This window comes from Janthinobacterium foliorum (assembly GCF_978021625.1).
In genome coordinates this window covers 147,505-173,824 of the sequence record NZ_CDXDQE010000012.1, presented here as the reverse complement: position 1 = coordinate 173,824, position 26,320 = coordinate 147,505, and the positions used below count along the sequence as shown (strand labels likewise).

The window sequence follows — 26,320 nt, the reverse complement described above, 5'->3', positions numbered from 1 at the left end:
TCAGGGAGCAAGAATGACACATGCAATTTTCCACCCCCGCCACATCCGCGCCGCGCGCGCCCTGCTGCTGGCCGCCTGCGTCCTGGCCGTCCCCGCCGCGCCGGCGCTGGCCTCGCCGCTGGACTGGATTTCCGGCAGCGGCATCCAGGGCAGCGGCAAGCTGCAAAAACAGACGCGCGAAGTGGGCAGTTTCCATGGCGTGGCGCTGAACGTGCCCGGCAATGTCGAACTGCGCATCGGCAACACGGACAGCATCACCATCGAAACGGATGACAACATCCTGCCCCTGATCGACACGGCCGTGGAAAACGGCACCTTGCGCATCCGCCCCGCCAAGCGCAACGCCAGTTTCCGCCAGACCAGTCTGACCATCGTCATCCAGGCGCGCCAGGTGGAACGCATCAGCGTGGGCGGCTCGGGCAGCATAGTCGCCACCGGCCTGCGCGCGGAAAAGCTGCGCTTTGACGTGGGCGGCTCCGGCTCCATCAGCGCGCGCGACCTCGACAGCCGCATGGTGTCGGTCGCCATCGGCGGCAGCGGCAACTTCAAGGCCAGCGGCAAGACGGAGCAATTGACGGCCTCGATAGGCGGCTCGGGCAACATCCAGGCGGGCAAGCTGGCCGCCAACGACGTGCAGGTCAGCATCGGCGGTTCTGGCGAGGCCACCGTCTGGGCCAAGGATGAGCTGACCATCAGCATCGGCGGCTCGGGCGAGGTGAATTACTACGGCGACCCGCGCATCAGCCGCAGCATGCAGCGCTCGAGCAGCATCAAGCGACTGGGCGCGGCACCTAACTGAGGACGTCGGTCCACACCGACTGCGCGTGGCGATTGCGGCCTGCGATGCTCACTGCCTCGGCGGCCCCGTACAGTCGCACAGCTGCGCTTTGCAAGCGCAACTGACATCCGCGCGCTACGGTGTTGCCAGGTGGCGCCGTAGTTAAAAAAAACAAAGCCCGGAATGATCCGGGCTTTTGGCATTTCAGACAATCCAACTCAGCGGGCCGGCTTCACCGGTTCGCGGTCGATCAGGACCGTGTTGACGCTGTCGGTCAGCCAGATCTGGCCATCCTGGATGGTGCATTGCAGCTGCATGGTGCGCTGCGCCAGCTTGCTCATGTCTTGCGCCGCTTCCGACGGCAAGTTGATGACGGTCAGGTTCTTCGCCCGTTCCAGCTTGTTGGCGATCTGCTTCCACCAGATGTGGCTGGTAGCGCCATAGCTGTAGACGATCACCTGCTCCGAACGGCCGCAGGCCTTCAGGATGCGTTTTTCGTCCGGCTGGCCCACTTCGATCCACAGCTGGATCGCGCCGGTCAGGTCTTTCTGCCACAGGTCCGGCTCTTCCGTATCGAACAGGCCCTTGGTGAAGGTCAGCGCCTCGTTGGCGTGAATGGCGAACGCCAGCAGGCGCACCATCATGCGCTCGTCCGTTTCGGACGGGTGGCGCGCCAGGGTCAGCGCGTGATCCTGGTAGTAATTGCGGTCCATGTCGGCGATCTGCAGATCGGCTTTGAAAATTGTTGCTTTGAGGGCCATCGTGTTTCTGTCTCGGTAAAGTGATAGTGAAGTCGGTATCAGCGGAAAACCACCGTCTTGTCGCCGTTTTTCAGGATGCGGTGCTCGACGAACCATTTCACGGCGCGCGCCAGCACCACGCACTCGACGTCGCGGCCGATGGCCGTCAGGGTGTCCGCATCCATCGCATGGTCGACGCGCTCGACGTCCTGCTCGATGATCGGGCCTTCGTCCAGGTCGCCCGTGACGAAATGCGCCGTCGCGCCGATCAGCTTGACGCCGCGGTGGTGCGCCTGCGCATACGGCTTGGCGCCCTTGAAGCTGGGCAGGAAGGAGTGGTGGATATTGATGGCGCGGCCGTCGAGCGCCTGGCACAGGCCGGGCGACAGGATCTGCATGTAGCGCGCCAGCACCACCAGGTCGATCTTGTGCGTGTCCATCAGGTCGAGGATCTTCGCTTCCTGCGCCAGCTTGGCCGCTTCCGGCGCGCCGGCCGCCAATGGCAGGTGGTGGAACGGAATATTGTAGCTGGCCGCCAGCTGGTAAAACTCCATGTGGTTCGAAACGATGGCGGGAATTTCCACGTTCAGCAAACCACTCTTGTAGCGGAACAGCAAGTCGTTCAGGCAGTGGCCGATCTTCGACACCATCAGCATCACGCGCGGCTTGACGCGCGCATCGTGCAGCTGGCCGTGGAACGGGCCATTCAATTGCATGGCTTGCGACAGGGCGGCGAAGTCGCTGCGCAGCTGGGTGTCGCTGACGGCGCCGTCTTCCAGCGCGAAATGCACGCGCATGAAGAACAGCTGGGACTCCTGGTCGCCAAACTGGGCGGAATCGAGGATATTGCAGCCGCGTTCGGCCAGGAAGCCGGACACGCGGTGCACGATGCCGCGCTGGTCCAGGCAGGACAGGGTCAGGATGTATTCGGGATGCGTCATGGTCGCGGAATAAGGTCAAAAAGTAAGTCTACGCTCGGCTCAGCCACGCGCGCCGGCTATCGGCTGCGCTGCCGCGAGCCGGCTATTGTCGCACGGCTGGGGCCGTAAAACCGCATTTTCCATGCCGCAGCAACGACCAGGCCCCTTCCGCATGCGATTCAAGCATCTTTTGATCTGGCGCAAAGCCCTCGCATTTTTCAAACGGCGAAGGGCCAATCCCCCCCTAAACAGCCCTGTGGCGCGGAACCTGGCGCGCTGTCCGGCGTCTATCCCTTTGCTTGTTTCAACACACGTCGCACCCGGTGCACCGGGTGTTTCTCGGACCAGATTTTCATCGAGGTAGAACATGTTCACAAACAGTTTCAATTCCAGTCTCAGCCCCGCCCTGAAGTCCCATCTGGAAGCTCAGCTCAACTTCGCCACCGAACTGTCGCGCAAGATGTTCGATACGGCACAGCAAATGAGCGCGCTTCACCTGCAGCTGGCGCAAGACCTGTTCCAGGAATGGAGCAGCGCCGGCCAGCAGCTGCTGTGCGCGCGCGACACGGGGGAATTCATGTCGCTGGCAGCGGGCCAGCTGCAGCCGGGCAGCGACAAGCTGCGCCAGTACCAGCAGCAGCTGGGCAATCTCGTCGCCAATGCCAACGTCGAAATGAACCGCACAGCGGAAACACATATTCCCGAAGCGAGCCGCACGGCTGCCGCCTTCGCCGACGAAGTGGTGCGCAAGACCGCCGAAGAAACGGAAAAAGCCACGCAGCGCCAGCGCGAACTGATCGAAAAAATGCACGCCGGTGCCCACCGCGACGGCGCCGGCCGCAGCCGCGATACGGGTACGCAAGCCGATCAGGCGCATTGACAACCAGATCCCCCACTCGACCGCAAGGAGAACACCATGGCTAGCAATCAAGGTAACGAACAAGGCAAAGGCGCTGGCAGCAGCCAGAAAGCCGGCGATCCCGGCAGCACCAAGGGCACGAGCAAACGCGGCTTCGCCGCCATGAACGAGGAACAGCAGCGCGAAATCGCCAGCAAGGGCGGGCAGGCCGCCCACCAGAAAGGCACGGCGCACGAATTCGACTCGGAAGAAGCGCGCCGGGCCGGGCAGAAAGGCGGCGAAGCCGTGAGCCGCAACCGCGAACACATGGCGGAAATCGGCCGCAAGGGCGGCGAAAGCCGGCAATCGGCCCAGCGCGCCAATGAAAGCCGCAGCAGCGCGGCGGCGCGCGGCGGCAGCACCGAGCAACAGTCGAAAACCAGCCGGCAAGGTGAGAAAGACGAGGAGGACAAGGGCTGAACGCGCCGGCCCCGTCTGCGCGGAAGGATGACGGGGCGGACCAGGAGGGAAAGCGGGCGGACGGCGCCGCGCAATATGCCGGTTTGCGCGCCGTCTGGGTGCCGGCTTGGGCGATATGGTACATTCTCGCCTCTCCGACACGCCCGCGATCCGCCCCGCCCTTCCCCCATGCAGCCATCCCTGAAATACCTGAGCGCCTATTCCGAGCAGACGCAAGCGCAAGTACAGCAACTGATCGCGCAAGACAAGCTGGGTGACGTCCTGCTGAAACGCTATCCGAACGCGCATGACGTGCGCAACGACAAGGCGCTGTACCAGTATGTGCAGGATTTGAAGAATGAATTCCTGCGCAATGCCGAACCCATCAACAAAGTGGCGTTCGACAGCAAGATCCATGTGATCCAGCATGCGCTGGGTTTGCACACGTCCATCTCGCGCGTACAGGGCGGCAAGCTTAAGGCCAAGCATGAAATCCGCGTGGCCACCATGTTCAAGGAAGTACCGCTGGAATTCCTGCGCATGATCGCCGTGCACGAGTTGGCGCACGTGAAGGAAAAGCAGCATGACAAGGCGTTCTACAAGCTGTGCACGTATATGGAACCGCAATACCACCAGTACGAATTCGACGTGCGGCTATACCTGACCCAGCTTGACCTGTCCGGCCAGCGCCTCTGGTCGTAAAGTCACAAGACTTCAAGGTTGTAAGGTTGTAAGGTTGTAAGGTTGTAAGGTTGTAAGGTTTTGCAGGGCAGCAGGATCTAGCGGGCGCACGCCACGCCTGGCGCGCGACTGGCAGCGGGAATGAGGTGCGACATGCGCAGTGCAGTGCAGTGCAGCATACGCTGCATGGTGCTGTATGTGCGGCATTGGTATTGGGGATGATGCGCCTGACACGCGCGATGTACCTGATACCCTTGACGCGCCCGATGCGCAGGAAGCGCAGGAGGCGCAAGAGATAGGGGGCAAGAAGTGCGAGAGGCGCATAGCACGCATCAAGAAAGCCGCCCCGTGCATGCAGATGCACGGGGCGGCTTTTTTCTTGCGCGCCGGCGCGGCCGGCGCGGCAGTCACACTCAGGCGGCTTTCTTGCGGCGGCCCAGGAAGGCCAGCAGGCCCAGTCCACCCAGCAACATGCCATACGTAGCCGGTTCCGGCACGGCGCTGACAGTGGCGGCAATATTGTCAACCTGGAAAGTATGGAAAGCGCCTTCGCGCCACGATGCCGACAGCAGGTTGCTGAAGCCCGTAAACGTGTAATCGGCGAAAGTGTGGCCGCCACCCAGGGTGAACGTCTGCGTTACCGTGCCGCCGCCCACCTGGTGGCCGACGAAGGTCACGTCGAAGGAACCGGGCAGGCTGACGAAATCGGCCAGGCTGATCGAGTTCAGCGAGAAAGCGGCGCCATCGGCACGGCTCAGGGTCGTCGTCGACAGGGCCGTCGCGCCCAGGCCGGCCGAGCCGGCATAGGCGAAATTGCTCTGATGTGGCGAACTCAACAGGCCCAGGAAGCTGCTGTCGAAATTGTAGCCGCCTTCCGAGTAGGAGTTGAACACGGAACCGAAGAGGCCAGGCTGTTCCAGCGAGTCGAAGCCGATCACGGTGGTTTGCGCCTGGGCGCCGCCGGCGGCAGCGAGAATGGCGGCGACGGCGGTCGCGCGCAAGAGTGTCATAGGTTTCAAAATAGCATCCTTTCGAGATGATGAAGTAGCGTGGCTGTGGCAACTTGAAACTTGTCGGCACCATTTTTTGGGAGTCATGTGGCGCTCACAGGTGTCCGGCAGTCCTGACTTTGAACAGCACCAGTAGACCACACTCATGCATAAAAAGCATCTTCATTTTCAAAAAAACATGCAAACAGAGAAACATTATGATCATATTTTTATTAATTAATTCATTGAGCTTGATCAATTTTCCCGTGCGGAAATAAAAAAGCCATGCACTTCGCAGTGCATGGCTCCAGATAACTTTTGTAAAGCAGACCTACGGCGCGCAGTCCTTCAGGCGCTGCACCAGTGCCGCCGGATCGGCATCCGCATTCAGGAAGGCCGCATGCTGCGGACGGATGAAGCCCTGTTCCTTGCCGTTTTGCACGAAGGCAATCAAGCCATCATAGAAGCGGTCGACGTTGAGCAGGCCGATCGGCTTGGCGTGCAGACCCAGCTGGGCCCAGGTCAGCATCTCGAACAACTCTTCCAGGGTGCCATAACCGCCGGGCATGGCGATGAAGGCGTCGGACAGGCTGGCCATCATCGCCTTGCGCTCATGCATGTCCTTGACGATGAACTGGCGCGTCAAGCCCGTGTGTCCCACTTCGCGCTCGACCAGCTGGGTCGGGATCACGCCCGTTACCTCGCCGCCCAGGCGCAGCACTTCATCGGCGATCACGCCCATCAAGCCTACCTTGCCACCGCCATACACCAGCGAAATATTTTCCGACACCAGCACCCGCGCCAGTTCACGCGCCGCCACCGCATAGTCGGGCGACACGCCCGCGTTGGCGCCACAGTACACACATAAAGCCTTGATCACAATATTCCCTATTCTTTCAGTTCATCAATCGCTGCCTCGACTTCAAGGCGCTCCTTCGCGTCCAGCGCCACGCATTCGGCCGCCAGTTCATACAGGGCCAGCGCTTCCGCCAGTTTTTTCTTTCCATCGAGCATATTCAAGGCCCGCGCATACTCGCTATGCGCCAGCGCCGAATACGGCGTCAGGGCCAAGGCCGTCTTGAAGTGCTGATAGCCGTCTTCCTTGTTGGCGCCGTATGTCAGGCTGCCGATCATGGCGCCGACCTTGTCGATAATTTCCGTATGATAAATCCCAAACGCGATATGCGCTTCCGCATGCATGGGCGCCACCGTCATCGTGCGGTCCAGGCTGTTACGCACGCGCGCGCCCATGCCCTGCGCCAGGGCCTTGACGACGGAAGTACCCAGCGCATACCGGCCCAGGCTGTAGGCATGCCAGTAATAGCCGGCCGGATTATCGGGCTGCTCGATCTGCTGGCGCTCGCAGCGCTCGGCCACCTCTTCGTACATGTCGAGTTTCTGGCGCTCGCTCACTTCCAGATGCGTGGCGTAAATGCAGGTGGCCTTGTGCGCCACCGCATAGCCAGGCACGCCAACGGCCAGGCCCAGCTTCACGGCACGTTCGAAGTCGCCCGCGTGAAAGGCCAGCCACGCCTGCAGCAGCGCCGGGTGCGCGGGAAACGGTTCGACGTCGCCCGCATGCAGGCGCGGCCAGGCCGCTTCCAGGCTTTGCGCCGTGTAGACATAGGCTGCGTCAGGATAAGGGAATTGTTTCCAAGCCATACCGTCTCTCCTGTAAATAACGTCCTGCCCGCCTGCCGGCCGCGCCGGCGCGCCGGGCTCGGCCGTCAGTCGTTCTTGAGTTTGGTCACATACTCTTCCGACAATTTGCGGAACAACAAATGTGTTTCATTGCGCAGATACGGCCCGATCAGCGACAGCACCTGGTAGCAGCCGCGCGCCAGCGCATCGGACATCGATTGCTGCTCGCTGTACTTGCGCGGATTGCGCACGTATTCGTACGACAGCCAGTAAGTGGCGACGACGACCATATTCGTCGCCATGGCGCCGATTTCCATGTCCGACGCTTCCAGGGACTGTTCGCTGCGCAAGTCTTCGCACAGCTGCGTGGCCACCTTAATCTTGTGCGCCAGGATCAGCTTGAAATGCAATTCCAGCTTGCGGTTGCGCGACAGCAGATCGTTGAGGTCGCGATAAAAGAAACGGTAGCGCCAGATCAGTTCGAACATCAGGTGCAGATACAGCCATACGTCCTCGATATTCGAGCGGCGCCCGTCCGGCACGGTCAGGATGCGTTCGATTTCCGCCTCGAACTGCACGAAGATGGAATTGACGATATCGTCCTTGTTGCGAAAGTGGTAGTACAGATTTCCCGGCGAGATATTCATCTCTTCCGCGATGACGGTGGTCGTGATATTCGGCTCACCGAACTCATTGAACAGGCGTAGCGACAATTCCAGGATGCGTTCGCGGGTACGGCGTGGTGCTTTTTGTAGCATGGCGGGCAATCTCTCTGTGTTCTGCCGCAAGCATACCACCTTAAATAGCCGTAATGAAACACTCCGCCCGCCGGCCCCGGCGAAAAGGCTGGCGAAAAAAAGCCTGCGCAAGCAGGCTGGGGCTGGAGCGGGAAGCCGGTCAGGCCGCCGGCGCTTTTTTCTTCGCCGCCGGCCTGGCAGCGGGTTGGCGCGCCGGGCTGGCTGCGGCCTTGGCCGGCGTCTTCGCCGCGGCTGCCTTTGGTGCCGCCTTGGCCGTGCCCTTGGGAACCGCGACCCCCTTCGACGCCGCTTTCGGCGCCGCCTTCACGGCGGATTTGGCGGCAGGCTTGGCCTCGCCCCTGGCCAGCGGCCTGGACAGCGCCGCCACCTGCGCGCTCAAGGCATCGAGCTTCGCGTGCAGCGCGGCGATGTCATGCTGCGTGGGCACGCCGATGGTGGCCAGGGCGCGCGCCACGCGCTCCTCGAACACTTGCTCCAGCTTGTCCCAGGAACCGCTGGCCTGCTTGCCCACGCCGTCAGCCAGCTTGCCCACGCTGTCGCTGACGTCGGCCACCTTGCTTTCAGCGCGCTGCTGGAATTGCGTGCCTTCCTGGACCAGCTTGGAAAACACGCGGCCACCCTCTTCCTGCGCCTTGGCGAACGCGCCCAGGCCCGCCTGCCAGATCTGCTGCGCCGACGACCGCACGGCGTTCGCCAGTTCCTTGTCTTCCGCCAATTCCTTCAATTTCTTTACCATCGCCAGCTCCCGTCGTTTGCAAGGCCATCACTATCATGGATGCTTTTATTCTAGAGAGCAAAACTAGAGACGGGCGTCTAATCCGATAAAAATCCGGCGCGCAGGGTGCGCCAGCACACGCAAGCAAGCACTCAGGCGGCCGCCTTCACGGGGCCGTGCAAAAGACCGTGCAGGCGGAAGCCTTCGCGGATGTTCTCGCGCAGGACGGCGCCCTTCCATGGCTTGGTATAGAAGCGGTCGACGGCGCCGCGGTTGATGGCGGCCATGATGGGCGTCAGGTCGGCAAAGGCGGACAGCATGATGCGGAAGGTATCGGGGCACAGGTGCTTGACCCGCTCCATGAATTCCGTGCCGCTCATGAGCGGCATGCACTGGTCGCACAGGATCACCTGCACCTTGTGGCGCGCCAGGATGTCGAAACCTTCGGCCGCCGTCTGCGCCGTCAGGATGCGGTAGCCATCCTGCGCCAGGAAGTCGCTGAGCACGTCGAGCATGAAGACATCGTCGTCGACGATCAGCAGGGTTTGCTGTTCTTCGCTGCCCGCATCGAGCGGCGCCTGCAGCAGCTTGCCCCCCATCAGCATCTGCTCGAATTCCTCCTGCGGCACGGGCCGGCTGAAATAATAGCCCTGCATCTCGTCGCAGCCATGGCGCCGCAGATACGCCAGCTGCGCGTCGTTTTCCACGCCTTCGGCGATCACCTGCAGCTTCATGCTGTGCGCCATGCTGATGATGGCCAGCACGATGGCCGCGTCATCGGGATTGCTGGTTACTTCGCGCACGAAGGCGATGTCGATCTTCAGCTTGTCGATGGGGAAGCGCTTCAGGTAGGCCAGGCTGGAATAGCCGGTGCCGAAATCGTCGATGGAAATCTGGATGCCCAGCGCCTTCAGGTTGCGCAATACGGCGATGGTTTCCTCGGCGTTCGACATCAGCGAGCTTTCCGTCAGCTCCAGCTCCAGCAGGTCGGGTGCGATATCGTACTTGCGGATGGCCTTGAGCACTTCTTCTTCCAGGCCGCCGACAAAGAACTGGATGCCCGACACATTCACGGACAGGTGCACGGGGCCGATGCTGCTGGCGCCCCACTCGCTGATCTTCTTGCAGGCCTCGTCGAGCACCCAGTTCCCCACCCGCACGATCAGCCCCGTTTCTTCCAGCAGCGGGATGAAGAGGGCCGGCGAGACCATGCCATGGCCGGGACGGCGCCAGCGTATCAGCGCCTCGGCGCCGCTGATGCGCCCCGAAATGATGTGCACCTTGGGCTGGAAGAACAGCACGAATTCCTCGTTGTCGATGGCGCGCCGCAGGGCGTTCTCCATGTCCAGCCGCGCCATCGATTGCGCATTCATTTCCGCCGTGAAGAAGCGGAAGGCGTCGCGCCCCGCTTCCTTGGCGCGGTACATGGCCGTGTCGGCGTACTGGATCAGGGTGTCGGCGTCGACAGCGTCGTCCGGATACACGGAAATGCCGATGCTGACGGTGACCGTCACTTCATGCCCCTGCAAGTCGAATGGCTTGCGCATCGCTTCGCGGATCTTGTCGACCACGCCGACGGAATGCTGGGCGCCTTCGGGCAACACCAGGATGGCGGCAAATTCATCGCCGCCGAAGCGGCCGATGGTGTCGCGCACGCGCAGGCAATCGACCAGGCGGCTGGAGAACTGGCGCAGCAGGTCGTCGCCGATGGTATGGCCCAGGGTGTCGTTCACGTTCTTGAAGCGGTCGATATCCATGAACAGCACGGCCACGGCCCACTGGTGCTCCACCGCCTGCGCCAGCGAATGGGTCAGCGAGGCGTAGAACTGGCTGCGGTTCGGCAGGCCGGTGAGCGTATCGAAATGGGCCAGCTTCATCAGGCGCTGTTCGGCATCCTTGCGCTCGGTGATGTCGCGCGCCACGGCCACCAGGATCCAGCTCTGCCCCGAACGCAGGGTGCGCCGCTGCACTTCCACCGACAGCGGCGAGCCATCCTTGCGCTGCAGCTGCAATTCCGTCATCGGACCGCCCTGGTCGCCGGCCAGCAGCTTGTTGTACAGTTCTTCCAGCTGCGCCTCGCCCTCCTGCGCGCGGCCCGGCCCGACGCGCAGGAAATCCTCGCGCTCGAAGCCCAGCATGCGGCATGCCGTCTGGTTGACATCGACGAAGCACATGCCCGCGCGGTCGACGAGGAAAATCGCGTCCGCCGTCGCATCCATCGCCAGGCGGAAGCGCCGCAAGTCTTCATCGAGGCGGATGCGCGCCGCCATGTCCAGGGTCAGCTGCTCATGATGGCGCTTGATCTCGTCGTACAGCAGCAGGTTGTCGTAGGCGACGGCGATCTGCGCGGCCACCGTGGCGGCGACGCGCTCGTCGACTTCGGAAAATTCGTTCGCGCCCAGCTTATCGACCAGGTACAGCCAGCCGTGGCTGCGCTCGCGCGAGGCGATGGCCACGCCCAGGAAGGAATGCACGGGCGGGTGCGAATCGGGCAGGCCCAGCGCGGCGGGGTCGCCCTTCAAGCCGTTCACGCGGTAGGGCTGGCGCTGTTCCAGCAGCCGGTTCAGGATGCCCACGCGCGGCGCGCTGGCGATGCGGTCGAGATTTTTCTCGGCGCCGCACGAGGAAAAATAACTGAGCTTGTCGGCGCCCGGCTCCAGCACGCCGATGCACGCATACTTGGAGACGCAGATATTCTGCGCCACCTTGCAGCCTGCCTCGATCAGGGCGCGCGGATCGCGTTCGGCGCCCAGCTCGATACCCAGCTCGATCAGCGCCGTCAGCCGCAGGCTCACCGCCTGCAGGCTCGATAGCGAGCGCGACAGCCGCTCCGTCATGATGGCCAGGTCTTCCGGCACCGGTGCCTGGCCTTCGTTTTGGCTGGCCAGCTGCGAAATCTGCTGGCTGCTCGACTCCAGTTCATCGAGATAGCCGCTGACCTGGTGCTCGATGCCGGCCAGCTGGCCAGAGCCCGGCGCGGCAGCGTTGCTGCCGGCAGCAGCGCCGGCAACCGGCGTGGCCGGCAGCGGCACCGCCGCCGGCATCAGCCCCAGCGCCTCGTTCACGGTGCGCACGATGACCTCGGGGTCGGACGGCTTCGGCAGCACCCAGCGCACGCCGCACGCCTGCGCCAGCAGGATCGCTTCCTGTTCGCGGTAGGTGGCCGTATAAAAAATGATGGGCACGTCGGCCAGTGCCGCATCCTCATGCACGCGCGTGACGAATTCGTAGCCATCCATGTTCGGCATGAGGATGTCGGAAATGATCAGGTCCGGCCGCTCGGTGCGCATGACGTCGAGCGCATCGGCGCCATTCGCCGCTTCCAGCAGGCGGTGGCCGCTATAGCCGAGCAAGGCGGTGAGGAATTCGCGGTTCAATACATGATCGTCGACGATCAATATCGTTGCTATGTCGTTTTTAACTGGCGTCGACGGCGCCCCGGGTAAAAAAGATTCAAGCTCCGCGACAAACAGGTCGGGTTCGATCGGCTTGCCGATATAGCCATTGAAGCCCGCTTCGAGCAGGCGTTCACGGTCGCCCACCATGGCCAGCGCCGTCACGGCCAGGGCCGGGATCTTGCGCAGCTGCGGGTCTTTCTTCAATTCCGCCACCACGCCATAGCCATCGAGCTTCGGCAGATGCACGTCGCAGATGATCAGGTCCGGCAACTCGCTGCGCGCCATGCGCACGCCCTCTTCGCCGTCATAGGCGGCCAGCGGCGTATAGCCGAAGGCACGCAGCAGGTACACCATCAATTCCATGTTGGTGGCGTTATCTTCAATAATCAGGATTCGTGCGGACAATTAGCACTCCCAATAAAAACTGCATTGATCCATTTTTTTGCCTGTACTCATCTTTCCACTTGCGCACATAACATAACAATCCCACAACATCTTGCCATAGATCCCGGTAAAAATCTCGCACCCGGATTTCAGCGGGACGGCGCAGGCGGCCTCAGGAATAAATTTCTCGATGGCACCTTCCTGACGTTAGCTTAATACAGTCCGCCAGTGGAAAACAGGTTTTTCTGGCCCGTGCCCTGTTAAACCCAGGCAACAGCAGAGTCAAAACAGACACTCTTGCCATGCGGGTAAAACACAACAGCACTCAGGCAAAATGGGGGGAGGATGGGGGCTGGCAGACTTCGTTCTTGATAGTAATTTCTGCCAGCAGCTGACGCAGCACGCGCGCCTCGCTGGCCAGCGCCACGTGGCCGATGCCGCCGAAGGCGATATTGCGCGCGCCGGGCAGATGCGCGGAAGCCTGCGGCACGACGATATTGTCGTGATGCGAATAGATCGACGTGACCAGGGCGCGCATCTCGGGCGTCTCGCTGGCGGCCAGCTGCGCCAGCCAGCCGCTGGGCGCGTCGTCGCTGCGGCTCATCTGCCGCGCATTCGTTCCCGCCGCCAGATTCGCCAGCGCCGTGCCGTGGTGCGGCGTGCCGATGGTGACGATGCGTGCCACGCGCGTCGCGCCGTGGCGGCGCAGCCAGGCACGCGCCACCAGGCCGCCCATGCTGTGCGCGACGATGACGGCGCGCGCGCTGCCCGTGCGCCCGCACAGCTGCGCGAGCGCCTGCTCGACCTGCGGCACGAAATCGTCGATGCTGGCGCCGATCGGCTCCAGGTCGACGGCATCGTGCGCGATGCCCGCCTGCGCCAGCAGCTTGCTCAGCTTTGCCCAGTAGCCGCGGTTGCACACATAGCCGTGGACCAGCAGCACCGGCAGGGCCTGGCCAGCGTCGATGGTGGCGGCCGCATGCAGGTGCGGCCGCAGCATGCCCCACGACGACGTCCACAGGGTGGCGCGCAGTTCGCCCAGGAACAGCCGCGCGGCGGCCATGGCGCCGAGCCGAAACGCTGGCGGCACGGGACTGCCCAGGCGCCGGCTTTCGGCAAAATTGCGCGCCACGATCAGCGCGCGCACGGCCAGCAGCATGGCGCCCGCCAGCAGCAACGCCAGCAGCGGCGAAGCGATGCCCCAGGCATGCATGGCCAGCCAGGCAAGTCCCAGCACGGCCAGCACTTGCAGCAGCATCAGCCACTTGAGGATGCGCGCGATCATGCCGTCGTGGCAGCGGGGACGGGCACGGGGGCCGGTTGCCCCGTCAGCTGCCGCGCCAGGCCGCTGGCCAGGCGCGCCGCCAGCGCATAAATTGTCAGCTGCGGATTGGCGCCGATCGACGTGGGAAACAGCGAGCCGTCATGCACGGACAGGTTGCGCACGCCATGGTAGCGGCCATCCGCGTCCGTCACGCCCAGGCGCGCATCGTCCGACATGGCGCAGCCGCCCATCACGTGGGCCGACACCACGCGGGCCAGCAGCGCCTGCATCGGCAACGCGCCGATGGCCTGCTTCGCCTGCGCCCAGCTGGTGTAGTGGCGGGCCAGCTCATGCACGGGATACACGCTTTGCGCGCCGGCGGCGAACTGGATCTCCGCCATCGACAGCAGCGCGCGCCGCACGCCATCCCAGAGGTAGGGCGTGAGCGGATAATCGAGCACGGGGGCGCCGAAGCCGTCGATGGAGACGCTGCCGCCCGCCGAATCATGGTGAAAGCCGTCGCGCAGCAATGCCAGCAAGGCATGCGCATGGGGAAACTGGCGCATGGTGCGCGCGTGCTCGTCGCCAAAGCCGCCCATGGTGGTGGCCATCAGCAGCGGATGCAGGGGCGGCGCTTCGAGCTTGTAGCCGATGGGTCCGTCGATGGGCGCCAGGTGCAGGAAATGGTCGGAATAAATCGTCTGCGGCGCGCCCGCGTAGGCGTCGACGCGCTGTTTGAACAGGCCCGCCGAGACCACCGTCGGATGCAAAAAGGTGCGCCGGCCCAGCAAGCCGTGCGGGTCGGGCGCCTGCGAGCGCAGCAGCAGCGCCGGCGAGTTGATGGCGCCGCCGGCCAGCACGAAGTGCCTGGCGCGCAAGGTGAGGCGCACGCCCGTGGGAGCCTGGCCGGCCGCGTCCAGCGCGGTCACCTGCAGGCTGTCGACGCGCTCGCCCTGGAAAATAAAACGTTCGGCGCGCGCGTGCACGAGCAGGCCCGCGCCCAGCGCCAGCGCCGACGGAATCGTCGTCACCAGCATCGACTGCTTGGCGTTCGTCGGGCAGCCCGTGCCGCAGTAGCCCAGGTTCCAGCAGCCGTTCACGTTGCGCCGGATGGCGGCCGTGGGGATGCCCAGCGCCGTGGCGCCACGCCGCAGCAGATCGTTGTTCTCATTGGGCGGCGCAGCCCAGTCGCTCACGTGCAGGCGCCGCTCCATCATGGCGAACCACGGCGCCATGGCGTCCACGGCATAGCCGGACAGGCCGCAATGCTTGCGCCAGTATTCCAGGGTGCCGGGCGGCGTGCGGAAACTCGACGTCCAGTTGACGGTGGTCGAACCGCCCACCGTGCGGCCCTGCAGGATATTGATGGCCTTGTCGCGCGTCTTGCGCGCCGCCGATTCCTGGTACAGGGCGGGATAGGCCTGCGCTTCGCGCATCTTGAAGTCGCGGGAAGACTTCAAGCCGCCCTCCTCGACGATGAGCACTTTCAGGCCGGCCAGCGCGAGGATTTCCGCCGTCACGCCGCCGCCGGCGCCGCTGCCGATGACGACGACGTCCGCCTCGAAGGCACGGTCGCTGCTCAGGGTGCTGGCGTCGGTGACGTGCCAGCCGCTGGCCACGCCGATGGCGATGGGGTCGGGTATCGGTGATGTGCTCATGGTGGCCTTGTCAGCTCAGTTCGGGCAGCGGCCCCGGATAGCCGATGGCGGCCCAGTGGGCGGCATCGGCATACCAGGCGCCGAGAATCAAATCATGCAGGGCCAGATAGGCCGTCTGCAGGGTGGCCAGGCGGTGCGTGCGCCACGCCTGCAAAAAGGCGGCCACCTGGGCCGGATCCGCCCCGGGCCAGCCATCCTTCACGCCGGCGACGAAGCGCCGCGCAGGTGCCAGCGCCAGCAGGCCAAACAGGTCCTGCACTTCCTGCTGCGCCGCCAGGGGCAGGCCATGGATGGCCGTGTCCACGCCGGCGATGGCGCCATCGAGCGCAGTGGCCCGCGCGCCGGCTTCGCGCGGCAGCGCGCTGCCCAGCATGGCCGGCACGATGGCCGCCAGCGCCGCGCGCGCCGCGCCATCGAGCACGAAGCGATTCGGCGGCGCCGGCCCGCGTACCAGGCGGTAGGCGGCGCCGCCGGCGGCCAGCGCGCAGGCGCCCAGCAAGCCCAGTTTCAGAAACGATCTGCGTCGCATCGGCATGTCTCCCCTTGTTTTGCACGGCCTTTTGCCGGCCAGTGTACGCCAAAGGAGAAGCGGCTCCGCGCGCAAACACTAGAGCAGAGCGTCTAGTTTTCTTGACGAAAACCACAGCAGCAGCATGGCCAGCAGCGCCGCCAGCGCCCCGCCGAGGGCGATGCTGGGCAAGCCAAAGCTGACGATCAGGGCCGCACCGAGCGCGCCGCCGGCCGCCGTCCCCGCATTGAAGGCGGCGATATTCAGGCCCGCCGCCACGGCGTCGCTGCCCGGACAATGCTGCTGCGCCAGGCGAAGCAAACGCATGGTCGACAGCGTCACGAGGGCAAAGAACAGCAGGCCCAGGCTGCCGCACAGGGCCAGCAGGGCCACGGGCCAGGCGCGCAGCAGATAAAAACCCAGCAGATTGAGCGCCAGCGCGGCCAGGGCCAGCACGGTGGCACGCTGCGCGAAAGGGCGATCCGCGCACCAGCCGCCCAGCAGGTTGCCGCCGATGGCGCACGCGCCAAAGCACAGCATGGCGGCGCCCAGCCAGCCCGCGCCGAGTCCTCCCATCTGCAGCAAAAACGGCGAGACATACGTGAAAAAGCTGAAGGTGGCGACGCTGACCAGCGCCGCCACGCCGGCCGCCAGCAGCAGGGCCGGCTGCACGATGGTGCGCAGGCCGGCCCAGGCAGACAAGGGCGCGGCAGGCTTGCGCACCGATGGCATGGCCCACAGCAAGCCGGCGCCGCCGCCCAGGGCCAGCACGCCGATGGCGGCAAACACCCAGCGCCACGACGACAGCGCGCCCAGCCAGGTCCCCAGGGGCACGCCACCCGCCAGCGCCAGGGTCAGGCCCAGCCAGACGATGGACAGCGCCCTGCCCGCGCGACCCGGCTCGACCAGGCTGGTGGCCGCATGCGAGGCGACGGCCATGAACACGCCATGCGCCAGGCCGACGACGAAGCGCACGCCCAGCAGCGCGCCCAGCGCCGGCGCCGTTGCCATGGCCACGCTGCCTGCCGCCAGCACGGCCAGCGTGGCCACCAACAGCTGGCGCTCGGGCCAGCGCGACAGCGCGGCCGTCAACAGGGGCGCGCCGATGGCCGCCCCCAGCGCATAGGCGGCGATGGCGCCACCGGCCGCCGCCACGCTGGCGTGCAGGTCGCGCGCCATGCCGGACAAGAGGCCGGCGGCGATAAATTCGGACAGGCCGAAGGCAAAGCTGCACAGGGACAGCAGATAGATGGCGGGCGGCAGCGCGGCAGGCGACGCTGCGGCGCGGGTAGAAACAATGGACATGGCGCTTCCAGTACAGTCAAAACGCCATGCTGGCCCCTGGGCCGTCATCTGTAAAATATCTTATTGATCTCGAAACGAGACCCTCAAAGTCTCAATGGGCAGATAACAGCCGCAACTGCGCCAGCAGGCGCTCGCGCACGGGAGACTCGCGCCGCGCGTCCCACGCCATGTACAGGTCGAGCTGGCGCAGCGGCCCGGGCGCATCGCTGTCGAGCGGCAGCATGACGACGCCCGCCGGCATGGATGCGGCCAGGCTGGCCGGCAACAGGGCCACGCCGAAACCGGCCGCCACCAGTCCCAGCACCGTTTGCAGGCGGCGCGCCTGCTGCGCCACGTTCGGCACGAAACCCGCGTGCAGGCACAGGCTGGCCAATTGATCATGGAAACCCTGGCCCAGCTCGCGCGGCGAGGCGACGAAATCGTCATGGGCCAGGTCCGCCAGCGCCACCCGCGCCTGTCCCGCGCAGCGGTGGTCCGAAGGCAGCGCAAGCACGATGTCTTCGCCGGACAGGCGCTCGAAGCGCAAGCCGGGCGTGCTGCGTCCCGGCGCGCGCAGCAGGGCGATGTCCGTCTCGCCCCGCTCCAGCCACTCGACCTGCTGCTGCGTCGATGCTTCGCGCAGGGTGAACTGCACGGCGGGCGAGGCAGCGCGAAAGGCGCGCAAGGCGGCCAGCACGTGGGCGTACGGCGTGATATGGATGAAACTCAGGCGCAAATGTCCCTCGATGCCCTGCGCCACGCGGCGCGCGGCCGACACGCCCTCGTCCAGGCTGGCCAGCAGCTGGCGCGCCGTGGCGAGGAAGGCCGTGCCGGCCGGCGTCAAGCTGACCTTGCGATTGCTGCGTTCGAACACGGGGTGGCCCAGCGCTTCTTCCAGCCGCAGGATGGCCTGCGACAGGGGCGGCTGCGCCATGTGCAGCCGTTCGGCGGCGCGGCGGAAATTGAGTTCCTCGGCGACGGCGATGAACTGGCGCAGCAGCCGGGTTTCGATCATGGCGCTTTTTTCGCCGCCGCCAGGATGTGCCGGGCGATGCCGCGCAGGATATTGACTTCTTCCGTCTCCAGCCCCGTGCGCGAAAACAGCCGTTTCAGGCGCGGCATGAGTTTTTTCGGGTTGTCGGCGTCGAGGAAATCGATGGCCACCAGGGCCTGCTCCAGGTGCGCGTACATGCCGTCGACCTGCGCCAGGCTGGCCGCGTCGCCATGGAAACCGACGGCGCTGGCCGCCGGCGCCGCGCCCGCCGCATCGAGGGCCGCCACGCGGCATTCATACGCGACGACTTGCGCCGCCTGCGACAGGTTCAGCGAGGAATACGCGGGATTGGCGGGAATGTTGATCAGCACGTTGCACTGCTCGACGATCTCGTTGGGCAAGCCGAAACGCTCGTTGCCGAAGATGACGGCGGCGTGCAGCTCCGTGCCGGCGGCCAGCTGGCCGGCGATGGCGCGCGGGGTAGTGACGGGCGGCGAGAATTCGCGCAATCTGGCCGACACGGCCGCCGCGTAGTTGCAGCCTTCGAGCGCCTCGGCGATGGAGCCGACGATGCGCGCGCCGGACAGGATATCCTGCGCGCCGCTGGCGAAAGCCACGGCTTCCGGATCCGTCAAGGCATCGGGAAAGCGCGGGTTGACCAGCACCAGATCGGAAAAACCCATCGTTTTCATGGCGCGGGCGACGGCGCCAATGTTGCCAGAGCGACTAGTTTCGACAAGAATAAATCGCAGGCGGTTGAAAAGAGACGTGTTGATTTCGGGCAGATTCATTTAAAATAGCGCTATTGCGCGGTATCGATACAGGAAATTTCGGGAAACGGGGTCACAAAACGCTGACGCCAGGCCGGGATTTTAACCACTTCGGCACCGCTCCGCTCTTTAATTCATTCTTGCACTCTATCGTACCGGCGCCGCAAGGCGGCCATGGGCGGTCGCGTGCTTTTAACGGAAGCTCACATGCACCCAATGCTCAACACGGCGATCAAAGCCGCCCGCCGCGGCGCCGCCGTCATCAATCGCGCCTCTTTTGACCTCGACCGCGTCGTCGTCACGGAAAAACAACATAACGATTTCGTCACCGACGTCGACCAGGCGGCCGAACAAGCCATCATCGAGGTGCTGTCCAAAGCCTACCCGGATCACGCGATCCTGGGCGAGGAATCGGGCGCTTCCGCCAACACGCACGACGAGAATGAATATCAGTGGATCATCGATCCGCTGGACGGCACCACCAACTTTATCCACGGTTTCCCGCAATACTGCGTCTCGATCGCCCTCGCGCACCGCGGCGTCGTCACGCAAGCCGTCATCTACGACCCGGTACGCAACGACCTGTTCACGGCCACCAAGGGCGCCGGCGCCTACCTGAACGAAAAACGCATCCGCGTCACCAAGCTCGACCGCATCTCGAACGCCCTGCTGGGCACCGGCTACGTGGCCGGCAGCGCCCGCGCGCTGGACGAATACCTGAAGATGTACGCCATCATGGGCGAACGCTGCCAGGGCGTGCGCCGCGCCGGCTCGGCCGCGCTGGACCTGGCCTACGTGGCCTGCGGCCGCCTGGACGGCTTTTACGAAAAAGGCCTGAAGCCTTGGGACATCGCCGCAGGCGCGCTGATGATCACGGAATCGGGCGGCATCGTCGGTGAGTTTTCCGGTGAATCGGACTACCTGTACAAGGGCGACGTCATCGCCGCCAGCCCGAAGATCTTTGGCCAGATGATCCCCCTGCTGACGCCATTCGCCTGATTGCCAGACGCGGGCTGACGTAAAAAAAGCTGCCGGAGGAAACTCCGGCAGCTTTTTTTTGCCCGGGCTCCCCGTGCTCAGTCGCTGACGGCGTATTGCGCCGTCGTCACCACGCCATTCGGCGTTTGCACGCGCACCGTCAGCAGGCCGTTGCGCACGTTGTTGGGCTGGCACGCGGTGCCGATCTGCGTGACATCGCTGATCATCTGCAGGGGATAGATCCAGCTGGCCGAACTGGCGCTGTCCATGCTCGGCACGACAAAACTGCTGTCGCTGACGATACTGCCGTTGCTTGTCGAGAAACTGATCGTGGTGCCGGCCGGCAGCGGATTGCCGGGCAGGTCGATCGCCCGCTTGGTCACGTCCTTGCTGTTAACGACAAACACGGTGTCATTATTATCCCGGATGGCGAGCGGGAAAGTATGGACCGTGTTCTCGAACACGGTGCCGTCGACGCACTTGTCCAGGTCGATCGATGCGGCGCCCAGGGGCGTGATGCGCGCCGTGCTGCCGGACATCACCTGCACCAGTGCCTGGCGTATATGCACGGTGTTGGCGGCCGTGGTGTTGACGCTGGAGGCCGCGCGCAGCACGCCGTTGTATCCCTTGTCGCCGGTCGCATCCCAGTCGCCGCTGCCATTCGAATCGATATACGGCTCGCCGCTGGCGCGCACCGCATTGTCCTTGCTGTAGGCGTCATCCTTGAAGTTGGCATTGCCGCTCACGATGGCGCGGTCGTTGCGGAACGGCTCGCCCAGGTCGACATAGCTTTCGCCATTCTCGAACAGGTTGTTGCCATTCGCATCGACAAAACTTTCCTCGCCCAGCGCATACGCGAGGATGGTCACGCGGCCGTCAGCCGGACGGGGATTGCCAGGGCAAAAGCGCACGGAGCAGGAACCCGGCACGCCTTTTTGCGTGATCACCGTGCCATCCGTCAAGGTCGTGTTCACCAGGCCCGTCAGGCACGATGCGTCGATGGTGCCGCCTTCCGCCGTAAAGCTGACGGCCGTGCCATCGGGCACGGGATTATGGAAATGGTCGCCCAGGCGCGCCGTGATGGTAGCGCCCGTTGGTACGCTACAGCCGGCAAAGTCCCGGCCTTCCGTATTGAACATCGACGTGCTCAAGGTAAAGCTGTCCTGCTCGGCAACGCCGGTGGACACCACCAGCTGGTCCGACACCGTCGACAGGCTGGTACCCTGCAGGCTGGCCGTGATGCGGATCGGCGTATTCACCGTACCGGACGCTACCGTGGTGCTGACGCTGCCATCGGCGCCGCTGGTCGCTTGCGCCGGATTCAGGCTCAGGCCACCGGCCGTGGTGTTCAGCGCAAAATTGACCACGTGGCCGCTGACAGGATTGCCGTTCCGGTCCAGGACCTTGAAGGTCACGACGGACGATTCTTGCCGCCCCGCCCCGCCCGTGCCCTTCAGGGCGATATTTTGCGGCAGCGCGGAAACGAAGCCGATCTGGCCGGCGCTGGCCGTCTGCACCGTCAGGGTGCCGGTCTGGCTCAGTGTGGTGGCATTGAACACGGTGCTGGCCGTGATCACGTCGGGCGCGCCGCAGCCCTTGTCGATGTACGAGGTGCTGGCCACGCCATTGACCGTATTCACGGGGCTGCTGATGGCCGCCTTGCCGGCGCTGGCGCAGGGCGAGCTGAAGACCACCGACTGCACCGGCGCATACACCGCACCGCCACTCATCACCGTCACGCTCAGGCCGGCCGTGCCGCCCGCCGACAGGGTTGCCGGCACGGCGCCAACGCCGCCCAGCGTCAGGGTCGGGAAGACCACGCTGTAGTTGATACCCGAGGTCAGCACGCTGCCATTGACGGTGGCGCTGGCCGTCAGCGCAAAAGCGCCGCTCTGGCTGCCGGCCGCGAGGACGATGGTGGCCACGCCGTTGGCGTCCGTCAGGGCACTGGCCGCCCCCGGCGTGAAGACGGCGCTCTTGTCGCTGCTGTTCAAGGTCAGCAAGACGCCTGGCAACGCGGCGCCGCTGCCATCCTTCACGACAGCTTGCACGGTGGCATTGTTGCCGGGACTCACGGACGTCGTCGCCTTGCCGGCGGCGTCCTTCAGGCTCAGCACCACGGTGGCGGGCGCGGCGGGAACGACAGGCTTGACCGGTACCTCGGGCGTGACGGGTGGCACCACGCAGCCGGGCAGGTTCGGATTGCGGCTCGGATCGAGGTTGCTGCAATCGCTGCTGCCGGAACCTCCTCCGCCACAGCCGGCCAGCAAGGTCACTGCCGTGCCGGCAGCCAGATACAGCGCCCAGCGCGCCGGCGTACCGCTACTCGTAAATCCTGACATGCACTTCTCCCTGTTATTTTGTTGCTGATAATTGTGTAGTTTTGTTCTGTCTTGCTCAGGCCTGGTCACGGCCCAGGACCAGGCGGATGCCGGCGCCGCGTCCCAGGCTGTCCACTGCCACCAGTTGCATGGCCGGGCCATGCTGCGCCAGGCTTTGCCGCAAGGCGCTGGCCTGTCGCGCGTTTCCGGGCGCATACAGGATCTGGCTGCGCACCTGGCGAAAACCGGGGAAATTTCCCAGCCGGCCCACCACCATGCCCTGCGCCTGCACGCGCAAGCGCAGCGCCGCCGCCATGCCGCGCACGCCGTTGCCATTGATGATGTCGACCCTGGCCGGCGGTGCGGCGGGTGCCGCGGCAGCGGACTGCCCTGCCGGCGCCAGCCGCGCTGCTTGCGCCTGCTGCACGAGCTGCAAGTTATTGCGCGCCAATGCCCTGCCGCCAGCGCGCGTCACTGCCTGCTCGAGCACGCTCGACGCTTGCGCCAGCTCGCCTTGCAGGTAATACACATAACCGAGATTATTCATGGGCTGGGCTGCCTCGGGATAGTCGCGCACCAGGGCGCGCAGCGCCGTGGCGGCTTGCTCCAACCGGCCACGGCGCGCATCGAGTACGGCCTGCGCATTGCGCGCCGCCAGTTGCTGCGGGTCGATGGCGATCGAGGCGGCATAGGCATCCGCCGCCAGGTCCAGCTGGCCCCGTTCCTGATAAAACTTCCCCAGTTCAAGGTAGGTTGCCGCATTCTGGCCAGCGGAATTGCGGATGCGCTGCACGCCCTCCACCTGCCACTGCGGCGGCACGTGGGTGGCCGCGCACCCTTGCAGCAACCACAGCAGCAAGCACAGGCCAGGCAGGCGCAGCCAGCACGATGGCGCCGTCATTGCGCGCCCATCGCCGGCAGCAGGGAGCGGCGGATCTGCAGCAAGGCAGGCCCCATCAGCACCACCAGCAAGGAGGGGAAAATGAAAAAGATCAGGGGGAACAGCAGCTTGAGCGCGATCTTCGCCGCCGTTTCCTCGGCGCGCTGGCGCCGCTTGGTGCGCAGCTGGTCCGATTGCACGCGCAGGGAGGCGGCGATGCTGGTACCGAAGCGCTCCGCCTGTATCAGCAAGGTCACCAGCGCATCGACATCTTCCACGCCGGTGCGCAGTGCCAGGTTGCGCAAGGCCTTGTCCTTGGCGCTGCCGGCGCGCAGCTCCAGCGTCACCAGTTGCAATTCCTCGGCCAGGATCTCGCTTTTCATGCCGATTTCCTGCGCCACGCGGGCCAGCGCGGCATCCATCGCCAGGCCCGCTTCGACGCAGACGGTCATCAAATCGAGCGCATCGGGAAAGGTCTCGAAAATTTCGCGCTGCCGCTCCTTCAGGCAATGCTTGAGCCATAGGTCAGGCAGGTAATAGCCGAGTGCTGCGCCCAGCACCAGCCACAGGAACAGATTATGCTCGCCATGGCGCAACAACAGATATGCCAGCAAGGGAAACAGCACGGTCAGCCCCGTCTTGGCCGCGTAAAACAGCGCCGGCGCGGAACTCTTGCGCCAGCCCGCATTGATGAAGCGAATGCGCACGGGCGACTCTTCCCAGCCATCTTCGGGCAAGGACAGCTTGGCCAGCGGACGGGTCAGGCTGATCAGGTGCGCCATCCAGCGCTGGCTCATGCGGCGGGCCTTGCCGCTCTCTCTTTTCTTGACGTCCAGGGTATCGAGGCGCACTTGCACCGCGTTGCCCGCGAACAGCCGTGCCAGCACCAGGACGATGCCGAACACGATCAGGAACAGCACCACCAACAGGCCGATCTGCATGCCGCTCATCGCGCCCCCGTTTGTCTAGTCAATTGCTTCATCTCATGGCCTCACACGCGAATCCGGATAATCTTGCGAATCACAAATATTCCGATAATCAACATCCCAAACGAGCCGGCAACCATCTTGCGGCCACCGCTATCCATGTACAGCACGGCGAGGAACTCCGGGTTCGTCACCTGCATCATCACGGCGGCGGCAAAGGGCAGCGAGCCGAGCACCCACGCGGACATGCGCCCCTCTGCCGACAGCACGCGCACCTGGCCCAGCAGCTTGAGGCGGTCGCGGATGATGGCGCTGATACTGCCCAGCAGTTCCGTCAGGTTGCCGCCCGTCTCGCGCTGGATCAGCACGGCGATGACGAAATAGCGCAAATCCGTGCTGGGCACGCGCGCCGCCAGGCCCGACAAGGCATCGGACATCGACACGCCGAAATTGACTTCGTCAAACACGGTGCGGAATTCGTCCGCCAGGGGTCCCGTCATCTCATCGCCGACCATTTTCAGGGCCGTGGGAAAGGCATGGCCGGCCCGCATGGCACGGCTCATCATGTCCAGCGCATCGGGCAACTGCTGCTCGATGCGCACCAGACGGCTGGCCTTGGCGCGGTTCACAAGCAAAAATGGCAAGGCCGCGCAGAACAAACTCAGCAGCAGGCGCAGATACCACGGAAAAGGACTGAGACTTCCCAGCAGCAGCCCCGCCAGCCAGCCCAGCAGGCAATAGCCGAGCAGCTTGCCGACGTTCCAGTGTTTACCCGATTGCAATAGCAAGCGGTCCAGCCACTGCATGCCGGGCAATGCCTCCAGCAGGCCCTGCACGCCAGCATGCGCGCTGAGCGGCCGCTCCTTGGTGATCGAGACGATTTTCTGCGCGTCGTCGCTGGCCGTATTCATGGCCCGCAAGCGACGCGCCACCCGGTCGGCACCGGCGCCGCGCGATTGCCAGTTGACATAGACGGCGCCGACCAGCAGCATGACCGTCAGGAAGACCAGCAGGTACACCAGGTAAGATAAATAGCCCATGCCGCCTCAACGCCCGGGGCCGGACGGCTCGAACACCGTACTGGAAATACCGATGCCAAAGCTCTTCAGCCGCTCGAGGAAACGGGGACGGATGCCGCTGGCGGAGAAATAGCCCACCACCGCGCCGCTTTCGCCCACTCCCGTCTGCTTAAAGCTGAAGATTTCCTGCATCGTGATGACGTCGCCTTCCATGCCCGTGATTTCCTGGATCGACGTGACCTTGCGCTTGCCGTCGATCAGGCGCGACACTTGCACCACCACCGAGACGGCGGAACTGATCTGCTGGCGGATGGCCTTGCTCGGCAGGTTGGCGGCCGCCATGCTGATCATGTTTTCCAGCCGCGTGATGGCGTCGCGCGGCGTGTTGGCGTGGATCGTCGCCATCGAGCCTTCATGGCCCGTGTTCATGGCGCCCAGCATGTCGAGCGCCTCCGCGCCGCGCACTTCGCCCAGGATGATGCGGTCGGGCCGCATGCGCAGGGCATTGCGCACCAGCGCGCGCTGCGACACCTCGCCCTTGCCTTCGATATTCGGCGGCCGCGTTTCCAGGCGCACCACGTGTGGCTGCTGCAATTGCAGCTCGGCAGCGTCTTCCACCGTGACGATGCGTTCCGTATTGCCGATAAAGCCGGATATCACGTTGAGCATGGTGGTCTTGCCGCTGCCCGTGCCGCCGGAAATGAGGATATTCATCTTTGCCTTGCCCAGGCCCTGCAGCACTTCTGCCATCTCGGCCGTCATGCTGGCGTAGGCCACCAGATCGGCCAGGCGCAGCGGATCGACGGAGAAGCGCCGGATCGACATCACGGGACCGTCGATGGCCAGCGGCGGAATAATGGCATTCACGCGCGATCCGTCGGGCAGGCGCGCATCGACCATCGGGCTCGATTCATCGATGCGCCGGCCCACGCGCGAGACGATCTTGTCGATGATCTTCATCAGATGGGCATCGTCATTGAAGACGACATCGGTCAGCTCCAGCTTGCCGCGCCGCTCCACGTAGACCTGCTGGTGGCCATTGACGAGGATATCCGATACGGTAGGATCGGACAGCAGGGTTTCCAGCGGGCCAAAACCCAGCATTTCGTTGCGGATGTCGCGCGTCAGGTTCCTGCGCTCGGCATCGTTGATGACCACCGCTTCCTCGTCCAGCAAGCGCTCGACCAGGCTGCGCAGCTCGTCGCGGATCTGTTCCTGCGTCAGGCGCTGCATGCTTTCCAGGTCGACCCTTTCCAGCAGCAGCGTGTGGATGCGTTGCTTCAACTCGCGGTAGCTGCGGTTGTCGATGGACGGCGCGCGCTGCGGCGTCAGGGTGGCGATCTTGCCGCTGCCGAGACGCTCGCGGATCGACAGGCTGGGGGCGGAGGTGGTGGCCATGGATGGTTTCCTGTTCGGG

Annotated in this window: 24 protein-coding genes; 5 read left to right on the top strand and 19 right to left on the bottom strand. The window is 64.5% G+C overall.

Translation table 11 applies throughout. The annotated features are described in order from the left end of the window. The first annotated feature begins 13 nt into the window (after positions 1-13). A complete protein-coding gene (locus tag ACZ92H_RS22485) occupies positions 14-799 on the top strand; it encodes a head GIN domain-containing protein (protein ID WP_465051076.1) in 786 nt (261 codons plus the stop codon). A gap of 197 nt (positions 800-996) precedes the next feature. Here the strand turns inward: ACZ92H_RS22485 and ACZ92H_RS22480 are convergent, their stop codons facing one another. After that, positions 997-1,539, bottom strand: coding sequence for a YaeQ family protein (locus ACZ92H_RS22480; RefSeq protein ID WP_131377653.1), 543 nt, complete (start codon positions 1,537-1,539; stop codon positions 997-999). A gap of 38 nt (positions 1,540-1,577) precedes the next feature. Beyond that, on the bottom strand, positions 1,578-2,459 hold the full coding sequence (gene purU / locus ACZ92H_RS22475; RefSeq protein ID WP_131377655.1) for a formyltetrahydrofolate deformylase: 882 nt from the start codon (positions 2,457-2,459) through the stop codon (positions 1,578-1,580). Positions 2,460-2,805: 346 nt separating this feature from the next. Here purU and ACZ92H_RS22470 point away from each other — a divergent pair, with 346 nt between their 5' ends. The 3 genes from ACZ92H_RS22470 to ACZ92H_RS22460 all read left to right on the top strand — a co-directional run bounded on the left by ACZ92H_RS22470 (position 2,806) and on the right by ACZ92H_RS22460 (position 4,437). After that, entirely contained in the window at positions 2,806-3,318 is a 513-nt protein-coding gene (locus tag ACZ92H_RS22470) for a phasin family protein (RefSeq protein ID WP_465051075.1), read from the top strand. Positions 3,319-3,354: 36 nt separating this feature from the next. Then, on the top strand, positions 3,355-3,756 hold the full coding sequence (locus ACZ92H_RS22465) for a KGG domain-containing protein (protein WP_131377659.1): 402 nt from the start codon (positions 3,355-3,357) through the stop codon (positions 3,754-3,756). Between the two features lie 168 nt (positions 3,757-3,924). Beyond that, positions 3,925-4,437, top strand: coding sequence for a YgjP-like metallopeptidase domain-containing protein (locus tag ACZ92H_RS22460; RefSeq protein WP_034758768.1), 513 nt, complete (start codon positions 3,925-3,927; stop codon positions 4,435-4,437). Between the two features lie 392 nt (positions 4,438-4,829). On the opposite strand, the gene ACZ92H_RS22455 is transcribed toward ACZ92H_RS22460, so the two are convergent. The 12 genes from ACZ92H_RS22455 to ACZ92H_RS22400 form a co-directional block, all read right to left on the bottom strand. Then, positions 4,830-5,426, bottom strand: coding sequence for a PEP-CTERM sorting domain-containing protein (locus tag ACZ92H_RS22455; RefSeq protein WP_465051074.1), 597 nt, complete (start codon positions 5,424-5,426; stop codon positions 4,830-4,832). A 310-nt stretch (positions 5,427-5,736) separates the two neighbouring features. Further along, a complete protein-coding gene (locus ACZ92H_RS22450; RefSeq protein WP_465051110.1) occupies positions 5,737-6,282 on the bottom strand; it encodes an LOG family protein in 546 nt (181 codons plus the stop codon). Between the two features lie 11 nt (positions 6,283-6,293). Then, the gene (locus tag ACZ92H_RS22445) at positions 6,294-7,067 is read right to left on the bottom strand and encodes a tetratricopeptide repeat protein (RefSeq protein WP_131377669.1); all 774 of its coding nucleotides are present in this window, start codon (positions 7,065-7,067) and stop codon (positions 6,294-6,296) included. 65 nt (positions 7,068-7,132) lie between these two features. Beyond that, positions 7,133-7,804 (bottom strand): TetR/AcrR family transcriptional regulator, encoded by a 672-nt coding sequence (locus ACZ92H_RS22440; RefSeq protein ID WP_071324565.1) that lies wholly within the window; start codon positions 7,802-7,804, stop codon positions 7,133-7,135. Positions 7,805-7,943: 139 nt separating this feature from the next. Further along, positions 7,944-8,540, bottom strand: a complete 597-nt coding sequence (locus tag ACZ92H_RS22435) for a phasin family protein (protein WP_465051073.1) — start codon at positions 8,538-8,540, stop codon at positions 7,944-7,946. 131 nt (positions 8,541-8,671) lie between these two features. After that, positions 8,672-12,322, bottom strand: coding sequence for an EAL domain-containing protein (locus ACZ92H_RS22430; protein WP_465051072.1), 3,651 nt, complete (start codon positions 12,320-12,322; stop codon positions 8,672-8,674). 304 nt (positions 12,323-12,626) lie between these two features. Further along, a complete protein-coding gene (locus tag ACZ92H_RS22425) occupies positions 12,627-13,586 on the bottom strand; it encodes an esterase/lipase family protein (protein WP_465051071.1) in 960 nt (319 codons plus the stop codon). Next, positions 13,583-15,223: a GMC family oxidoreductase N-terminal domain-containing protein gene (locus tag ACZ92H_RS22420; RefSeq protein WP_465051070.1), complete on the bottom strand. Its 1,641-nt coding sequence runs from the start codon at positions 15,221-15,223 to the stop codon at positions 13,583-13,585. Before ACZ92H_RS22420 ends, ACZ92H_RS22425 begins: the two co-directional genes overlap by 4 nt. A 10-nt stretch (positions 15,224-15,233) precedes the next feature. Further along, on the bottom strand, positions 15,234-15,758 hold the full coding sequence (locus ACZ92H_RS22415; protein ID WP_131377683.1) for a hypothetical protein: 525 nt from the start codon (positions 15,756-15,758) through the stop codon (positions 15,234-15,236). A 72-nt stretch (positions 15,759-15,830) separates the two neighbouring features. Continuing rightward, positions 15,831-17,036: an MFS transporter gene (locus ACZ92H_RS22410; protein ID WP_465051069.1), complete on the bottom strand. Its 1,206-nt coding sequence runs from the start codon at positions 17,034-17,036 to the stop codon at positions 15,831-15,833. A 91-nt stretch (positions 17,037-17,127) separates the two neighbouring features. Then, positions 17,128-18,030, bottom strand: a complete 903-nt coding sequence (locus ACZ92H_RS22405; protein WP_465051068.1) for a LysR substrate-binding domain-containing protein — start codon at positions 18,028-18,030, stop codon at positions 17,128-17,130. Then, complete coding sequence (locus ACZ92H_RS22400) at positions 18,027-18,800, bottom strand: RNA methyltransferase (protein WP_131377688.1); 774 nt, start codon at positions 18,798-18,800, stop codon at positions 18,027-18,029. Before ACZ92H_RS22400 ends, ACZ92H_RS22405 begins: the two co-directional genes overlap by 4 nt. A 195-nt stretch (positions 18,801-18,995) precedes the next feature. Here ACZ92H_RS22400 and ACZ92H_RS22395 point away from each other — a divergent pair, with 195 nt between their 5' ends. Beyond that, the gene (locus ACZ92H_RS22395; protein ID WP_131377954.1) at positions 18,996-19,778 is read left to right on the top strand and encodes an inositol monophosphatase family protein; all 783 of its coding nucleotides are present in this window, start codon (positions 18,996-18,998) and stop codon (positions 19,776-19,778) included. Between the two features lie 77 nt (positions 19,779-19,855). On the opposite strand, the gene ACZ92H_RS22390 is transcribed toward ACZ92H_RS22395, so the two are convergent. Genes ACZ92H_RS22390 through ACZ92H_RS22370 form a run of 5 tightly spaced genes read right to left on the bottom strand, consistent with a single transcriptional unit; the run spans position 19,856 to position 26,301 of the window. Then, on the bottom strand, positions 19,856-22,099 hold the full coding sequence (locus ACZ92H_RS22390) for an Ig-like domain-containing protein (protein ID WP_465051067.1): 2,244 nt from the start codon (positions 22,097-22,099) through the stop codon (positions 19,856-19,858). 55 nt (positions 22,100-22,154) lie between these two features. Further along, positions 22,155-22,979, bottom strand: a complete 825-nt coding sequence (locus tag ACZ92H_RS22385) for a LytR C-terminal domain-containing protein (protein ID WP_465051066.1) — start codon at positions 22,977-22,979, stop codon at positions 22,155-22,157. Next, the gene (locus ACZ92H_RS22380) at positions 22,976-23,908 is read right to left on the bottom strand and encodes a type II secretion system F family protein (RefSeq protein WP_465051065.1); all 933 of its coding nucleotides are present in this window, start codon (positions 23,906-23,908) and stop codon (positions 22,976-22,978) included. The genes ACZ92H_RS22385 and ACZ92H_RS22380 overlap by 4 nt, the downstream gene beginning before the upstream one ends. 41 nt (positions 23,909-23,949) lie before the next feature. Beyond that, positions 23,950-24,924, bottom strand: a complete 975-nt coding sequence (locus ACZ92H_RS22375) for a type II secretion system F family protein (protein ID WP_465051064.1) — start codon at positions 24,922-24,924, stop codon at positions 23,950-23,952. A 6-nt stretch (positions 24,925-24,930) separates the two neighbouring features. Continuing rightward, positions 24,931-26,301, bottom strand: coding sequence for a TadA family conjugal transfer-associated ATPase (locus tag ACZ92H_RS22370; protein ID WP_465051063.1), 1,371 nt, complete (start codon positions 26,299-26,301; stop codon positions 24,931-24,933). Positions 26,302-26,320: the final 19 nt, after the last annotated feature.

Bases quoted from the DNA above. Each gene is read 5' to 3' on its own strand.
- ACZ92H_RS22485 (WP_465051076.1), top strand. From the start codon at position 14: ATGACACATGCAATTTTCCACCCCCGCCACATCCGCGCCGCGCGCGCC.
- ACZ92H_RS22480 (WP_131377653.1), bottom strand. From the start codon at position 1,539: ATGGCCCTCAAAGCAACAATTTTCAAAGCCGATCTGCAGATCGCCGAC.
- purU (WP_131377655.1), bottom strand. From the start codon at position 2,459: ATGACGCATCCCGAATACATCCTGACCCTGTCCTGCCTGGACCAGCGC.
- ACZ92H_RS22470 (WP_465051075.1), top strand. From the start codon at position 2,806: ATGTTCACAAACAGTTTCAATTCCAGTCTCAGCCCCGCCCTGAAGTCC.
- ACZ92H_RS22465 (WP_131377659.1), top strand. From the start codon at position 3,355: ATGGCTAGCAATCAAGGTAACGAACAAGGCAAAGGCGCTGGCAGCAGC.
- ACZ92H_RS22460 (WP_034758768.1), top strand. From the start codon at position 3,925: ATGCAGCCATCCCTGAAATACCTGAGCGCCTATTCCGAGCAGACGCAA.
- ACZ92H_RS22455 (WP_465051074.1), bottom strand. From the start codon at position 5,426: ATGACACTCTTGCGCGCGACCGCCGTCGCCGCCATTCTCGCTGCCGCC.
- ACZ92H_RS22445 (WP_131377669.1), bottom strand. From the start codon at position 7,067: ATGGCTTGGAAACAATTCCCTTATCCTGACGCAGCCTATGTCTACACG.
- ACZ92H_RS22440 (WP_071324565.1), bottom strand. From the start codon at position 7,804: ATGCTACAAAAAGCACCACGCCGTACCCGCGAACGCATCCTGGAATTG.
- ACZ92H_RS22435 (WP_465051073.1), bottom strand. From the start codon at position 8,540: ATGGTAAAGAAATTGAAGGAATTGGCGGAAGACAAGGAACTGGCGAAC.
- ACZ92H_RS22425 (WP_465051071.1), bottom strand. From the start codon at position 13,586: ATGATCGCGCGCATCCTCAAGTGGCTGATGCTGCTGCAAGTGCTGGCC.
- ACZ92H_RS22420 (WP_465051070.1), bottom strand. From the start codon at position 15,223: ATGAGCACATCACCGATACCCGACCCCATCGCCATCGGCGTGGCCAGC.
- ACZ92H_RS22415 (WP_131377683.1), bottom strand. From the start codon at position 15,758: ATGCCGATGCGACGCAGATCGTTTCTGAAACTGGGCTTGCTGGGCGCC.
- ACZ92H_RS22410 (WP_465051069.1), bottom strand. From the start codon at position 17,036: ATGTCCATTGTTTCTACCCGCGCCGCAGCGTCGCCTGCCGCGCTGCCG.
- ACZ92H_RS22405 (WP_465051068.1), bottom strand. From the start codon at position 18,030: ATGATCGAAACCCGGCTGCTGCGCCAGTTCATCGCCGTCGCCGAGGAA.
- ACZ92H_RS22400 (WP_131377688.1), bottom strand. From the start codon at position 18,800: ATGAATCTGCCCGAAATCAACACGTCTCTTTTCAACCGCCTGCGATTT.
- ACZ92H_RS22395 (WP_131377954.1), top strand. From the start codon at position 18,996: ATGCTCAACACGGCGATCAAAGCCGCCCGCCGCGGCGCCGCCGTCATC.
- ACZ92H_RS22390 (WP_465051067.1), bottom strand. From the start codon at position 22,099: ATGTCAGGATTTACGAGTAGCGGTACGCCGGCGCGCTGGGCGCTGTAT.
- ACZ92H_RS22385 (WP_465051066.1), bottom strand. From the start codon at position 22,979: ATGACGGCGCCATCGTGCTGGCTGCGCCTGCCTGGCCTGTGCTTGCTG.
- ACZ92H_RS22380 (WP_465051065.1), bottom strand. From the start codon at position 23,908: ATGAGCGGCATGCAGATCGGCCTGTTGGTGGTGCTGTTCCTGATCGTG.
- ACZ92H_RS22375 (WP_465051064.1), bottom strand. From the start codon at position 24,924: ATGGGCTATTTATCTTACCTGGTGTACCTGCTGGTCTTCCTGACGGTC.
- ACZ92H_RS22370 (WP_465051063.1), bottom strand. From the start codon at position 26,301: ATGGCCACCACCTCCGCCCCCAGCCTGTCGATCCGCGAGCGTCTCGGC.